The organism is Chthonobacter rhizosphaerae (genome assembly GCF_013839525.1).
Classification (GTDB): Bacteria; Pseudomonadota; Alphaproteobacteria; order Rhizobiales; family Pleomorphomonadaceae; genus Chthonobacter; species Chthonobacter rhizosphaerae.
Genome location: NZ_JACDIS010000004.1, coordinates 231,458 through 244,557, shown reverse-complemented (window position 1 = coordinate 244,557; position 13,100 = coordinate 231,458). Strand labels below are relative to the sequence as shown.

At 70.5% G+C, this 13,100-nt stretch carries 8 protein-coding genes; 6 read left to right on the top strand and 2 right to left on the bottom strand.

Annotation, left to right across the window (positions count from 1 at the left end; all coding sequences use genetic code 11):
• Window positions 1-219: 219 nt before the first annotated feature.
• On the top strand, window positions 220-1,335 hold the full coding sequence (locus HND91_RS09290) for an FAD-binding oxidoreductase (RefSeq protein WP_181706283.1): 1,116 nt from the start codon (window positions 220-222) through the stop codon (window positions 1,333-1,335).
• Window positions 1,336-1,563: 228 nt separating this feature from the next.
• Window positions 1,564-3,837 (top strand): NADP-dependent malic enzyme, encoded by a 2,274-nt coding sequence (locus HND91_RS09285; protein ID WP_181706282.1) that lies wholly within the window; start codon window positions 1,564-1,566, stop codon window positions 3,835-3,837.
• Window positions 3,838-3,898: 61 nt separating this feature from the next.
• Here the strand turns inward: HND91_RS09285 and HND91_RS09280 are convergent, their stop codons facing one another.
• Window positions 3,899-5,239 (bottom strand): globin-coupled sensor protein, encoded by a 1,341-nt coding sequence (locus HND91_RS09280; RefSeq protein WP_181706281.1) that lies wholly within the window; start codon window positions 5,237-5,239, stop codon window positions 3,899-3,901.
• A 189-nt stretch (window positions 5,240-5,428) separates the two neighbouring features.
• Window positions 5,429-6,292, bottom strand: coding sequence for an endonuclease III (nth, locus tag HND91_RS09275; protein WP_181706280.1), 864 nt, complete (start codon window positions 6,290-6,292; stop codon window positions 5,429-5,431).
• A 22-nt stretch (window positions 6,293-6,314) separates the two neighbouring features.
• Here nth and HND91_RS09270 point away from each other — a divergent pair, with 22 nt between their 5' ends.
• From HND91_RS09270 to HND91_RS09255, 4 genes are all read left to right on the top strand, one after another.
• The gene (locus HND91_RS09270) at window positions 6,315-6,848 is read left to right on the top strand and encodes a DUF2244 domain-containing protein (protein WP_181706279.1); all 534 of its coding nucleotides are present in this window, start codon (window positions 6,315-6,317) and stop codon (window positions 6,846-6,848) included.
• A gap of 185 nt (window positions 6,849-7,033) precedes the next feature.
• A complete protein-coding gene (locus HND91_RS09265; protein ID WP_210272649.1) occupies window positions 7,034-7,918 on the top strand; it encodes a methylated-DNA--[protein]-cysteine S-methyltransferase in 885 nt (294 codons plus the stop codon).
• An 84-nt stretch (window positions 7,919-8,002) separates the two neighbouring features.
• A complete protein-coding gene (locus HND91_RS09260; RefSeq protein WP_181706278.1) occupies window positions 8,003-10,087 on the top strand; it encodes a sensor histidine kinase in 2,085 nt (694 codons plus the stop codon).
• A 139-nt stretch (window positions 10,088-10,226) separates the two neighbouring features.
• A complete protein-coding gene (locus HND91_RS09255) occupies window positions 10,227-13,025 on the top strand; it encodes a [protein-PII] uridylyltransferase (protein ID WP_181706277.1) in 2,799 nt (932 codons plus the stop codon).
• The last annotated feature ends 75 nt before the right edge of the window (window positions 13,026-13,100 follow it).

The following is a 13,100-nucleotide window of genomic DNA, read 5'->3' as shown; positions in this document are numbered from 1 at the left end:
CGACCGCCGGACCCGGCGCCTGTCCCCGGACAGGCCGAGATGCGCCCTCGGTCGCTTCCATCCGCTGGTTATGGCCCGGTGGCGAGCGCCTCGCCGCCGGAGCGCCGGAACCGCCTACCGCCCCTCTCCCCCCTTGCGAGAGAGAGCCGGAGAGGGGGCCGGCAGCCACAAACGCCGACGCCCTCGTTCACCCTTACACGTCCCCGAGTCCCGCCCCGCATGGCCACACCCGTCGACCTCGCACCGCATCTCGCCCCTGATGGCCCCGTCTGGGACGCGGAGGCCGATGACCGCCTCGTCTGCGTCGCCGTGGTCGATGAGACTCACGATGTGAAGACCTTCGTCTTCGCCGCGCCGGAGCCGCGCCGGTTCGCCTACAAGCCGGGCCAGTTCCTGACCTTCGACGTGGACGTGGGCGGCGAGACGGTGAACCGCTGCTACACGCTCGCGTCCTCTCCGCTCCGCCCGCACACGGTGTCGATCACCGTCAAGCGGGTGCCGGGTGGCCCTGTGTCCAACCACCTGCACGACACATTGAAGCCCGGCATGACCGTGCGGGCCGTCGGCCCCATGGGCGACTTCACCTGCGCGGATGCGGCCCCGGCGGAGAAGTATCTCTTCCTCTCCGGCGGCTCCGGCATCACGCCGCTGATGTCCATGAGCCGCGCCTTCGCTGACGTGGGCCGGCCCGTGGACGTCGTCTTCTTCCACGCCGCCCGGACGCCGAAGGACATCATCTTCCGTGCCGAGCTGGACCTGATCGCCGCCCGGCTGCCGGGCTTCCGGGTGGTCCACCTGCCGGAGCGGGCGGAGGGCGAGCCGGGCTGGTCCGGCCCGCTCGGCCGGCTCTCGGCCGACTATCTGCGGCTGGTGGTGCCGGACGCGGCCGAGCGGCAGGTCTACTGCTGCGGGCCGGATCCGTTCATGAAGGCCGCCCGCGGCGTCCTCTCCGGCCTCGGCCTGCCGGACGCCGCCTGGCACCAGGAAAGCTTCGACTTCGCCACCCTCACGGCCGACGAGCCGGCGGTGGCCGCCGAGGTGATCGCCGCGGAGGAGGCCGCCCCGGCGGTGCCGACCTACAGCGTCACCTTCCAGAAGATCGGCCAGACCGTGCCGGTGCGCGCCGACCAGTTCGTGCTCGCCACCGCCCGCGAAGCCGGCGTCCGGCTGCCGGCCTCCTGCACCGCCGGCCTTTGCGGCACCTGCAAGTCCAAGCTCGTGTCCGGCACGGTGGAGATGACCCACAAGGGCGGCATCCGCCAGCGCGAGATCGACGCCGGCCTGTTCCTGCCCTGCTGCTCCAAGCCCACGAGCGACCTGGTGATCGACCGGTAGGAGGTGACGGTCGGTCGGGCTCGATGGCCGCCGGCCCCACCCCGGACGCTTCGCGTGCGACCCTCCCCGCGAGGGGGAGGGTGGTTCTCGCCTGCCGCCGGCCGCTCCATGTGTCCTTGCGGGGAAACGTCCCCGTCCTTTCGGACCCGTTGAGGGAAGTCGATCGGGCGCGTATGGTCCGCCACCTTTTTCCTGGGCCGCGCGCGGCCGGAGACCATTGGGGCGGGCATGGCGGACGACAAGAAGACCTTGAGCTTCACCGAGCAGGAGGCGCTGCTCTTCCACGCGCAGGGGCGGCCCGGCAAGCTGGAGATCATGCCGACCAAGCCCATGGCGACCCAGCGCGACCTGTCGCTCGCCTATTCGCCGGGCGTCGCCGTGCCGGTGCGCAAGATCGCCGAGGACCCGTCGCTCGCCTTCGACTACACGGCGCGCGGCAACATGGTGGCGGTGATCTCCAACGGCACCGCCATCCTGGGCCTCGGCAACCTGGGGCCGCTGGCGTCGAAGCCCGTGATGGAGGGCAAGGCGGTGCTCTTCAAGCGCTTCGCCGACGTGGACAGCATCGACCTGGAGCTCGACACCGAGGACGTGGACGAGTTCGTCAACGCGGTGCGCTACCTCGGCCCCTCCTTCGGCGGCATCAACCTGGAGGACATCAAGGCGCCGGAGTGCTTCATCATCGAGAGCCGCCTGCGCGAGCTGATGGACATTCCGGTCTTCCACGACGACCAGCACGGCACCGCCATCATCGCGACCGCCGGCCTGATCAACGCCCTGCACCTGACGGGGCGGGACATCAGGACCGCGCGCCTCGTCTGCAACGGCGCGGGCGCGGCGGGCATCGCCTGCATCGAGCTCGTCAAGGCGATGGGCATGCCGCACCAGAACGTCATCCTCTGCGACACCAAGGGCGTGGTCCACAAGGACCGCACCGAGGGCATGAACCAGTGGAAGTCCGCCCACGCGGTGGAGACCGACGCCCGGACCCTGGAGGAGGCGCTGGTCGGCGCGGACGTGTTCTTCGGCCTTTCGGTGAAGGGCGCGCTCACCGCCGACATGCTGCGCTCCATGGGGCCGGACCCGATCATCTTCGCGATGGCGAACCCGGACCCGGAGATCACCCCGGAAGAGGCGCGCGCCATCCGGGCGGACGCCATCGTGGCGACCGGCCGGTCGGACTATCCGAACCAGGTGAACAACGTCCTCGGCTTCCCGTACATCTTCCGCGGCGCCCTCGACGTGCGGGCGACCACCATCAACGACCGGATGAAGATCGCCGCCGCCGAGGCGCTGGCGCTTCTCGCCCGCGAGGACGTGCCCGACGAGGTGGCGGCCGCCTACCGGGGCATCCGGCCGCGCTTCGGGCGCGACTACATCATCCCGGTGCCGTTCGACCCGCGCCTCATCTCCACCGTGCCGGAGGCGGTGGCCCGGGCGGCGATCGACACGGGGGTGGCCCGGCGGCCGATCGTCGACTGGGAACACTACCGGCACCAGCTCTCCGCCCGGCGCGACCCGGCGGCCGGCACCCTGCAGCGCATCTTCGCCAAGGTGAAGCAGCGGCCCCGGCGCGTGGTGTTCGCCGAGGGCGAGGAGGAGCAGGTGATGCGCGCCGCCGCGAGCTTCGCCGCCCAGGGGCTCGGCACCGCCATCCTGGTCGGCCGCGAGGACCAGATCCGCGCCACGGCGACGGCGGCCGGCATCGACGTCGGCCGGGAGGGCCTGGAGATCCGCAACGCCCGGCTCTCCAGCCGCACCAAGGACTACGCGGACTTCCTCTACGCCCGCTTGCAGCGCAAGGGCTTCCTCCATCGCGACTGCGTGCGCCTCGTCAACACCGACCGCAACTTCTTCGGCGCGGTGGCGGTGGCCATGGGCGACGCGGACGCCATGGTGTCGGGCGTGACGCGCAACTATTCGGTCGTGCTCGAGGAGGTGCGCCGGGTGATCGACGCCAAGCCCAGCCAGCGGGTGATCGGCGTCTCCATCGCGCTCTGCCGCGGCCGGACCGTGCTGATCGCCGACACGGCGGTGCACGACATGCCGACGGCGGAGGAACTGGCCGCCATCGCCGTGCAGGCGGCCCGCTTCGCCCGCCGGCTCGGCCACGAGCCGCGCGTCGCCATGCTGGCCTTCTCCACCTTCGGGCATCCGGAGGGCGAGCGGTCCGCCCGGGTGCGCGAGGCGGTGCAGATCCTGGACGGGCAGCGGGTGGACTTCGAGTACGACGGCGAGATGGCCGCCGACGTGGCCCTCAACCCGGACAAGATGGCGCTCTACCCGTTCTGCCGCCTGACCGGGCCGGCGAACGTGCTGGTGATGCCGGCCTTCCACTCGGCCTCGATCGCCACCAAGATGCTGCAGGAACTGGGTTCGGCCACGGTGATCGGGCCGCTCCTCGTGGGCCTCGACAAGCCGGTGCAGATCATGCCGCTCGGCAGCCAGGACAGCGACATCGTCAACATGGCGGCCTTCGCGGCCTTCGACGCCATCGGCTGAGCGCCAAGGCAGGCGGCCGGCCGGTTGAACGCCGGGCCGGCCGCTTCTCTGCCGACGGCCCTCAGGCCGCCATGCGGATGGAAGCGAGGAAGCGGGCGACCTCGTCCTTCAGCGTGGCGGCGTCGTTGCCGAGCGCGGTGGCGGAGCTCAGCACCTGGGAGGCGGCGGCGCCAGTGTCCCGGGCGGCCTCCTCAACGGCGACGATGCGCGCGGTGACCTCGGCGGTGCCGTTGGCGGTCTGCTGGGTGGTGGCGGCGATTTCGCGGGTCGCCTGCGCCTGCTCCTCCACGGCGGTGGAGATGGTGATCGACGCCTGGTTCATCTTCTCGATCACGCCCCGGATCGTCTCGATCGAGTTGACCACCGTGGCGGTGATCGACTGCATCTCCTGGATCTGCCGGGAAATCTCGCCGGTCGCCCCGGAGGTCTGGCCGGCTAGGCCCTTCACCTCCGCCGCCACCACGGCGAAGCCCCGGCCCGCCTCGCCGGCGCGGGCGGACTCGATCGTGGCGTTGAGGGCGAGGAGGTTGGTCTGGGACGCGATGTCGGCGATGAGGCCGACGATCTGGCCGATGCGGTCCGCGGCCTGCGAGAGCGTCAGGATGGTGCCGCTGGTGGTGTTGGCGTGGGCGACCGCCTCGGCGGCGACGTGCGCCGAGCGGCTGACCTGCTCGGCGATCTCGCGGACCGACTTGCCGAGCTCCTCCGTGGAGCCGGCGACGATCTCCACGCCGGCGGACGCCTGCTGGGCCGCGGCCGCGACGGCGGTGGAGACCTTGGACGTGGACTCCGCCGTTTCGGTCATGGCGCGGGCCGTTTGCTCCATCTCGCGGGCGGACCCGGCGACCCCGTCCACCAGCGTCAGCACCTTTTGGGAGAAATCGTCGGCGAGCCGGCCGAGAAACTCCCTTCGGGCTTCCACGCCGGCGATCGTATAGGCCTCCAGGAGCACCTCGACGTCCAGCCAGGCGGCGCGCGCCATCACCTCCAAGGCTCTGTCGGCGTCCACGGTGCGCGAGCCGAACAGCCGCCGGCCGGTGTCGAGGCTGGCGTGGATCAGCGGCCGGGCCACTTCCAGCATGGCGTGATGACAGAGGATGATGCTGTAGGACGGGATGTTCTTCTTCAGGAAGGTCGCCGAGAAGGTGAGCGCCGAGCGGACGAAGTCGCTGCCGTATTCGCCGCTGAGCGCCCGGTTCCAGTGCTCGCGCCGGACATGGTGGACGTCCGGCTCGGACAGGGCCGCGACGATCTCCGGCCAGGCGGAGAACCGCTCCCGGCTGCGGAGGAGCATGCTTTCCAGGTTGCTGGAGATCACGGGCTTGAGGCTGTCGAGGAGAGCCCGCTCCTGCGGGCCGATGCTGAAGGCGCTTACCTGGCGCGATATGTCAAGGACTGTCATGGAATCCCCCGATGCTCACAATTCCTCGTCGGCACCGCAAAGTCCCGATGGACCCCGACCATCCGGATACTCTGGAACTCGGTGGCTCCGAAGACGCATGAGGAGCATGCAAGTCGAAGCTTAATGCAGAATTGACATCGTAATTGATGTCATGTCCGTAGGAACCCTAAGCCGATCACGATCGTTTATTCAGTGCGGGTCCGGTTCATGTATGACGAGTCGTTTGTCCGGACTTTTACAAAGATCATAGATGACGCAACGCTCGCATTCCGGCTTGCGGGCCTTGCAGACGTAGCGCCCGTGCAGGATGAGCCAGTGGTGGGCGTGGAGCTTGTAGGGCTCCGGGACGATCCTCTCGAAGGCGAGCTCCACCTCCAGCGGCGTCTTGCCGGGCGCCAGCAGGAGGCGGTTGCCGAGGCGGAAGATGTGCGTGTCCACCGCGAAGGTGGGCTGGCCGAAGGCCATGTTCAGCACCACGTTGGCGGTCTTGCGGCCGACGCCGGGCAGCGTCTCCAGCGTCGCCCGGTCCGCCGGCACCGCGCCGCCGTGGTCGCGCACGAGCGCTTCGGAAAGGGCGATCACGTTCTTGGCCTTGGTGTTGAAGAGGCCGATGGTCTTGATGTGGTCGCGCACCTTCTCCTCGCCGAGGGCGAGCATCTTCTCCGGCGTGTCGGCGACGGCGAAGAGCGCCCGGGTGGCCTTGTTGACGCCCGCGTCGGTGGCCTGGGCGGAGAGCACCACCGCGACCAGGAGCGTGAAGGCGTTCACATGCTCCAGCTCGCCCTTCGGTTCCGGCTCCGCGGCGCGGAAGCGGGCGAAGATGGCCTCCACCTCCTCCGGCGAATAGACCGCCTTCGGCTTGCGCACCCGCGCAGGGCGCGCCTTTCCGGGAGAGCCGTCCTTCGCGGTCTTCGCGGGGGTCGTTCCGGCGGGCGCCGTCCGGCCGCGCTTGCGGCCTGCCGCCGGCGCGGCCTCCGGTGGGACGACCGCATCGGCCCGGTCGGCGGCGGACGGGGCGGAAGCTTCGGCGTGGGGGGACTTTGCGCGGCGCATGCCTCCTCTATAATCGTCCCCGATGACGACAGACAATCCGACCACCCCGGATCCGTCCGCGGCGGACACACCTTTCTTCTCGGCGCGGCTGACACCCTACCGGTCGCTCGGACCGCGGGGCTTCCTCGTGCTCATGCTGGTGGTCGGCGCTCTCTGCTTCGTGTCGGGCGTGATGTTCCTGGTCATCGGCGCATGGCCGGTGTTCTGGTTCTTCGGCCTCGACGTCCTTCTCGTCTACGTGGCCTTCCGCATCAACTACGACGCCGCCCGCGCCTTCGAGGAGGTCCACGTGTCGGTGACGGACGTGCACGTGGTCCGGGTGTCGCCAAAGGGCCGGACCGAGGAGCACCACCTCAACCCGCTCTGGGCGCGGCTGCAGGTGACGCGGCTGGAGGACGAGGGCGTCGTCGCGATGGAGCTCGTCTCCCACGGCAAGGCCGTCGGCCTCGGCGACTTCCTCAATCCGCCCGACCGGGAAACCTTCGCGGAGGCACTGTCCAAGGCGCTCGCCACCGCCCGGCGGGGCGGCCCGGACGCGCTGCCGGCGGGGGCCTGAGCGGCCTTGACCGGTCCGATGGCCGCCGGCCGGCGGGCGGCGCGCCGGACGTGTGGAAATCGGGTGGCCCGAGCCCGGCGCGCGGTCTAGCCTCCTTGCATCCGACAAGGAGAGCGACGATGGATCTTGCGGTCTCGGGTTCGTCAGGACCCTTCATGGAGGAAGGGCGGAACCCGCTCAAGGAGATGCGGATGGCGGAGCCGGTGGCGCTGGACGGCGGCGACTACGCGCTGGTGCGGGCGACCATCCGGGTGATCTCGGAGTCCTGGCGCGAACAGCCGGACCTCGACGCCATCGCGAACGCGGTGGGCACCGACCCCAACCACCTGCACCGGGTGTTCACCCGCTGGGCCGGGCTGACGCCGAAGGCCTTCGTGCAGGCGCTGACGCTGGACCAGGCCCGGCGCATGCTGGACGACAGCGCGTCCATCCTGGACACCGCCTACGAGGTCGGCCTGTCCGGCCCCGGGCGGCTGCACGACCTGTTCGTCACCCACGAGGCCATGAGCCCGGGCGCCTACAAGGCGCGCGGCGGCGGCGTGACGATCGCCTACGGCTACCACGCCTCGCCATTCGGCACGGCGCTCCTGATGGCGACCGAACGGGGGCTCGCGGGCCTCGCCTTCGCGGATCCGGGCGAGGAGGCGAAGGCCTTCACCGACATGGCCGAGCGCTGGCCGGCCGCCGCCTTCGTGCAGGACCCGGCCGTGACGGCGCCCTTCGCGCGGCAGATCTTCGACCCGGGCCACTGGTCCCACGATCGGCCGCTGCGGCTCGTCTTCATCGGCTCGGACTTCGAGGTCCGGGTGTGGGAGACGCTCCTGCGCATCCCGCTCGGCAAGGCGACCACCTATTCGGACATCGCGCGCCACATCGGCAACCCCAAGGCCGCCCGGGCGGTGGGATCGGCGGTCGGCCGAAACCCGATCTCCTTCGTGGTGCCTTGCCACCGGGTGCTCGGCCGCCAGGGCGACCTCTGCGGATACCATTGGGGAATCACCCGCAAGAAGGCGATTCTCGGCTGGGAGACCGGTCTCGTGAACCGGCTGTCCGGGTTCGGGGACGTCTGAACGGGCGGGTCTCCCGCGCCTTGCTGCCAGATGTGAACTTTTACTTGCGAGCAACCTTGCTTTCGTCACCATTGGGGTCGCGCCATGGTGACGGCGCGAGCGGAGGTGGTCGCGGTGATGACGGTGAAGCCCGCGCGGCATGCGTTCTCCACGCGCGTCCATCTCATCATCCTGACCGCGCTCCTCCTGCTGCCGCTGATCGCCGCGGCCGCGGTCCTCGGCGTGAGCTACGCGACCAGCGAGCGTGAGCGCTACCAGGGCCTCGCCCTCGACGTGGCGCGCCGGGTGTCGGCCACCGTCGACCGGCAGATGCGATCGCTGGAGGACGGGCTTCGGCTGATCCGGGCGACCGCCGCCCAGCCGGGCGGCAGCGTGGACCTCACGGACGCCGTGACGGCGACAGCGGCCGTCCTCCAGGCGCGGGTGATCCTCGTGGAGGCGGACGGCCGCGTGGCCATCGACAGCCGGCCGCCCGGATCGGCCTCGGACCGGCGCGCCAACGTCTTGTCCGTGCCGCGCGATCGCTTCCTCGACCTCGCCGTCGACGACGACGGGACGACGCCGGTGGTCGGCATCGTGGTGCCGCTCGACGAGACGCGGCCGAACGGCCGGCACCTGGTGATGCGGATTCCGGCGACGCGCCTGACCGAGGTGCTGTCGGCGGAGAACCTGCCGCCCGACTGGATCGGCGCGCTGATCGACCGCCAGGACACCATCATCGCCCGGTCGCGTCAGGCCGAACGCTTCGTCGGCACCAAGGCCACCGAGGATCTCCGGCTCCGCGCCACCGGGACCGAGGGCGTCTGGACGGGCGTCACCAAGGACGGCATCCCGGTGCTGTCGGCCTACGTGCGGTCGCCGATCACGGGCTGGCGCTCGGCGGTGGGCGTGTCGGTGGCGTCCGTGGAAGCGCCGCTGAAGCGGACCTTCCTGTGGCTCGGCGCGGCGGCGGTCGCCGGGCTGGCGGTGGCGCTCGCCGCCGCGATCTGGTTCGGCCAGCGCTTCGCCAACGCGATGACCGAGCTTGCCGCCTCGGCGGTGGCGCTCGGCCAGTCGGCGCCGCTGCGCCAGCCCGTGGAGACGACCAACCATGAGATCAACCTGATCGGCAAGGCCATCTCGGGCGCGGCGCGCGAACTCGCCAAGCGCGCCGAGGCGCGCAACCGAGCCGAGGAGGCGTTGGCGACCGCCAACGCGCGGCTCCAGAGGGTGCTCGACCACTCGCCGGTCGGCATTCTGGAGGTGGACCGGGACGGGCGGATCGGCTTCGCCAACGAGGCGGCGTGCCGGCTGCTGCGGCTGACCCCGCACGAGACCGAGAACCGCCGCTTCGACGGGCCCGCCTGGGGCAACGCGCACCTGGACGGATCGCCGCTGCGCGACGATGATCTCCCGGTCAGCCGCGCGCTTCGGGGCGAGACGGTGCTGGGCTTCGAGCACGCCATCGTGGACCAGGCGGACGGCAGCCGGCGGATCCTGTCCGTCAACGCCATTCCGGTCCGGGACGACGGCGCGGTGGACGGCGTGCTCGCCGTGTTCGACGACATCACCAAGCGCCACCAGGTGGAGCAGCACCAGCGGCTGCTGATCAACGAGTTGAACCACCGTGTGAAGAACACGCTGGCGACCGTCAACTCCATCGCGGCCCAGAGCCTGAGATCCACCACCGACACGGAGACCGCGCGCGAGGCTTTCACCGGCCGCATCGTGGCGCTCGCCCAGGCCCACGACGTGCTGACGCGCGAGCGTTGGGAAGGGGCGGACCTGACCGCCGTGGTGGCCGGGGCGCTGGCGCCCCACGGGGCTGACCGGTTCGACGTGACGGGGGTTTCGGTGAGGCTCGGCCCGCAGACGGCGCTCTCCTTCGCGATGGCGCTCCACGAACTCGCCACCAACGCGGTGAAGTACGGGGCGCTCAGCGAGCCCGAGGGGCGCGTCGCCATCGACTGGCGGGTGGACGGCCGGGCGGACGGGCGCTACCTGATCTTCCGGTGGCGCGAGAGCGGCGGCCCGCCGGTGACGCCGCCCACGCGGCGCGGGTTCGGGTCGCGGCTGATCGAGCAGGGCCTCTCCCGCGAGCTCGGCGGCGCGGTGAAGATCCTGTTCGAGCGCGAGGGCCTCGTCTGCACCATCGACGCGCCGCTGCCGGGCGACGAGAGGGACGCCTGACGCGGGTGTCCGGTGACGGCGATCCGCCAGGCCGGCCGGACGAGCCTTGGTGACCCGGCTGCGGCGCGCCTTCTGGCGAAGCGACGCAACTGACTGTAGGGTCCGGCGGTTTGACGGACGACGGACTGACGACCCTTCCATGGCCAAGACCCACGACATCGACGTCCTGATCGACGAGACCGCCGTCCGGCGGGAGATCGCGTCCCTGTGCGACGATCTCACCGGATCGCGCCGGGACCACCGCACCAGCGATCCCAGGCCGGCGATCCTGTCGGTCCTGAAGCGGGTGACCCAGGAGGGGCGCGACCAGGCCCGCGCCCTGCTGGTGGAGGACCGCAAGGGCCTCCTCTGCGCGCGCCGCCTGTCCCACATGGTCGATACGGTGATCCGGATCGTGTACGACCACGCGGTCGAGCGGGTGTTCAAGGTGGACAACCCGTCGTCGGCCGAGCGCATGACGGTGACCGCCGTGGGCGGCTACGGGCGCGGCACGCTCGGCCCCGGCTCCGACCTCGATCTCCTGTTCCTCCTGCCCTACAAGCAGACCCCCTGGGGCGAGAGCGTGGTGGAGTACGTGCTCTACATGCTGTGGGACCTCGGCTTCAAGGTGGGCCACGCCACCCGGCGGGTGGACGAGTGCGTGCGGCTCGCCCGCTCCGACATGACCATCCGGACCGCCATCCTGGAATGCCGCTGGATCTGGGGCGACGAGGCGCTGTTCGCCGAGATGGTGAAGCGCTTCTCCGCCGAGGTGGTGAAGGACACCGGGCCGGAGTTCATCCTGGCCAAGCTCGCCGAGCGGGACGAGCGGCACAAGCGCCAGGGCGCCTCGCGCTATCTGGTGGAGCCGAACGTCAAGGAGGGCAAGGGCGGCCTTCGCGACCTCCACACCCTGTTCTGGATCTCCAAATACTTCTACGAGGTGCCGACCACGGACGACCTCGTGCGCCTCGGCGTGTTCTCGCGGGCGGAGATGAACCGCTTCCACAAATGCGAGGACTTCCTCTGGGCGGTGCGCTGCCACCTGCACTTCCTGACCCGCCGGCCGGACGACCGCCTGGGCTTCGAGCTGCAACGGGAGATCGCCCATCTCCTCGGGTACCAGGAGCACCCCGGCCTGTCGCCAGTGGAGCGTTTCATGAAGCACTACTTCCTGGTCGCCAAGGACATCGGCGACCTGACGCGCATCTTCTGCGCGGCGCTGGAGGAGACCCACGCCAAGCCGATCCCGGTGCTCGACCGCATGTTCGGCCGGGTGGGGCGCCGGCGGAAGAAGTCGATCGCCGCCGTCCCGCAGTTCATCGTCGACCACGACCGGCTGATGGTGGCGGACGAGGGCGTGTTCGTCCGCGACCCGGTGAACCTCGTCCGCATCTTCCACGTGGCGGACCGGCACGACCTCGCCTTCCACCCGGACGCCCTGAAGCTGATCACCCGGTCGCTGCGCCTGATCGACGCCGACCTGCGCGAGAACGAGGAGGCGAACCGGCTGTTCCTGGAGATCCTGACCTCCAAGAACCACGCCGAGACCGTGCTCCGTGTGATGAACGAGACCGGCGTCCTCGGCCGCTTCATCCCGGACTTCGGCAAGGTCGTGGCGATGATGCAGTTCAACATGTACCACCACTACACGGTGGACGAGCACACCCTGAGGGCGATCGGCATCCTCGCCTCCATCGAGCGCGGCGAGCAGGCGGATAAGAACCCGCTCTCCATCGAGCTGATGCAGTCGCTGCAGCACCGCAAGGTGCTCTACTTCGCGCTCTTCCTGCACGACATCGCCAAGGGCCGGCCAGAGGACCACTCGGTCGCGGGCGCCCGCATCGCCCGCAAGCTCGGCGCCCGCATGGGCTTCTCGACGAGCGAGAGCGAACTCGCCGCCTGGCTGGTGGAGCATCACCTGGTGATGTCCATGACGGCGCAATCGCGCGACCTCGCCGACCGCAAGACCATCCGGGACTTCGCCGCCGTGGTGCAGACGCTCGACCGGATGAAGCTGCTGCTGATCCTGACCGTCGCCGACATCCGGGCGGTGGGGCCGGGGGTGTGGAACGGCTGGAAGGGCCAGCTCCTGCGCACGCTCTACTACGAGACCGAGCCCTACCTCCTCGGCGGCCATTCGCAGCTCTCCCGCAGCCAGCGGGTGGCGGCTGCCAAGCGCGAGCTGGCGGCGAGGCTCACCGACTGGCCCGAGGCCGAGCGCGAGCGCTATTTCGAGCGGCATTATCCGCCCTACTGGCTGCGGGTGGACCTCGCCGACAAGGTGGACCACGCTGCGCTCCTGCGCCGGACCGACGAGGCCGGGCGGCGGCTCGCCACCACCTTCAAGACGAAGCCGTTCGAGGGGGTGACCGAGATCACCGTGGTGGCGCCCGACCACCCGCGGCTTCTCTCCACGCTGGCGGGCGCCTGCACGGCGGCGGGCTCCAACATCGTGGACGCCCAGATCTTCACCACGACGGACGGCCTCGCCCTCGACACCATGGTGATCGGCCGCGAGTTCGCCGACGACGCGGACGAGCAGCGGAGGGCGCAGCGGATCTGCGCCCTGATCGAGGCGACGCTGGAGGGCCGCGAGCGCCTGCCGGAGGCGGTCGCCCGCCGGGTGGCGTCCCGCAAGGCCCCGAAGGCCTTCCAGCTGCCGACCGAGGTGACGCTCGACAACACGCTGTCGGATCGGTTCACGGTGATCGAGGTGTCGGGCCTCGACCGGCCCGGGCTTCTCTACGACCTCACCCGGGCCATGTCGGACCTCAACCTCAACATCGCCTCCGCCCACGTGGCGACCTTCGGCGAGCGGGCGGTGGACGTCTTCTACGTGACCGACCTGACGAACCTGAAGATCCAGGCGACCGGCCGGCAGTCCACGATCCGCCGGCGGATCAAGCAGGCCTTCGACGAGACGCCGGAGGCCAAGCCCGCCCGCAAGGCCGGCTGAGCAGGAGGGCGGATGGGCGAAGCCCGCCCGCAAGGCGGGCTGCGCGGAGGAATGGAGGCGCGAAGCCCGCCCGCG

What these genes read in the sequence shown, in the direction of transcription:
- nth (WP_181706280.1), bottom strand. Translation starts at nt 6,292, where the DNA reads ATGCGCCGCGCAAAGTCCCCCCACGCCGAAGCTTCCGCCCCGTCCGCC.
- HND91_RS09285 (WP_181706282.1), top strand. Translation starts at nt 1,564, where the DNA reads ATGGCGGACGACAAGAAGACCTTGAGCTTCACCGAGCAGGAGGCGCTG.
- HND91_RS09265 (WP_210272649.1), top strand. Translation starts at nt 7,034, where the DNA reads ATGCGGATGGCGGAGCCGGTGGCGCTGGACGGCGGCGACTACGCGCTG.
- HND91_RS09260 (WP_181706278.1), top strand. Translation starts at nt 8,003, where the DNA reads ATGGTGACGGCGCGAGCGGAGGTGGTCGCGGTGATGACGGTGAAGCCC.
- HND91_RS09270 (WP_181706279.1), top strand. Translation starts at nt 6,315, where the DNA reads ATGACGACAGACAATCCGACCACCCCGGATCCGTCCGCGGCGGACACA.
- HND91_RS09280 (WP_181706281.1), bottom strand. Translation starts at nt 5,239, where the DNA reads ATGACAGTCCTTGACATATCGCGCCAGGTAAGCGCCTTCAGCATCGGC.
- HND91_RS09255 (WP_181706277.1), top strand. Translation starts at nt 10,227, where the DNA reads ATGGCCAAGACCCACGACATCGACGTCCTGATCGACGAGACCGCCGTC.
- HND91_RS09290 (WP_181706283.1), top strand. Translation starts at nt 220, where the DNA reads ATGGCCACACCCGTCGACCTCGCACCGCATCTCGCCCCTGATGGCCCC.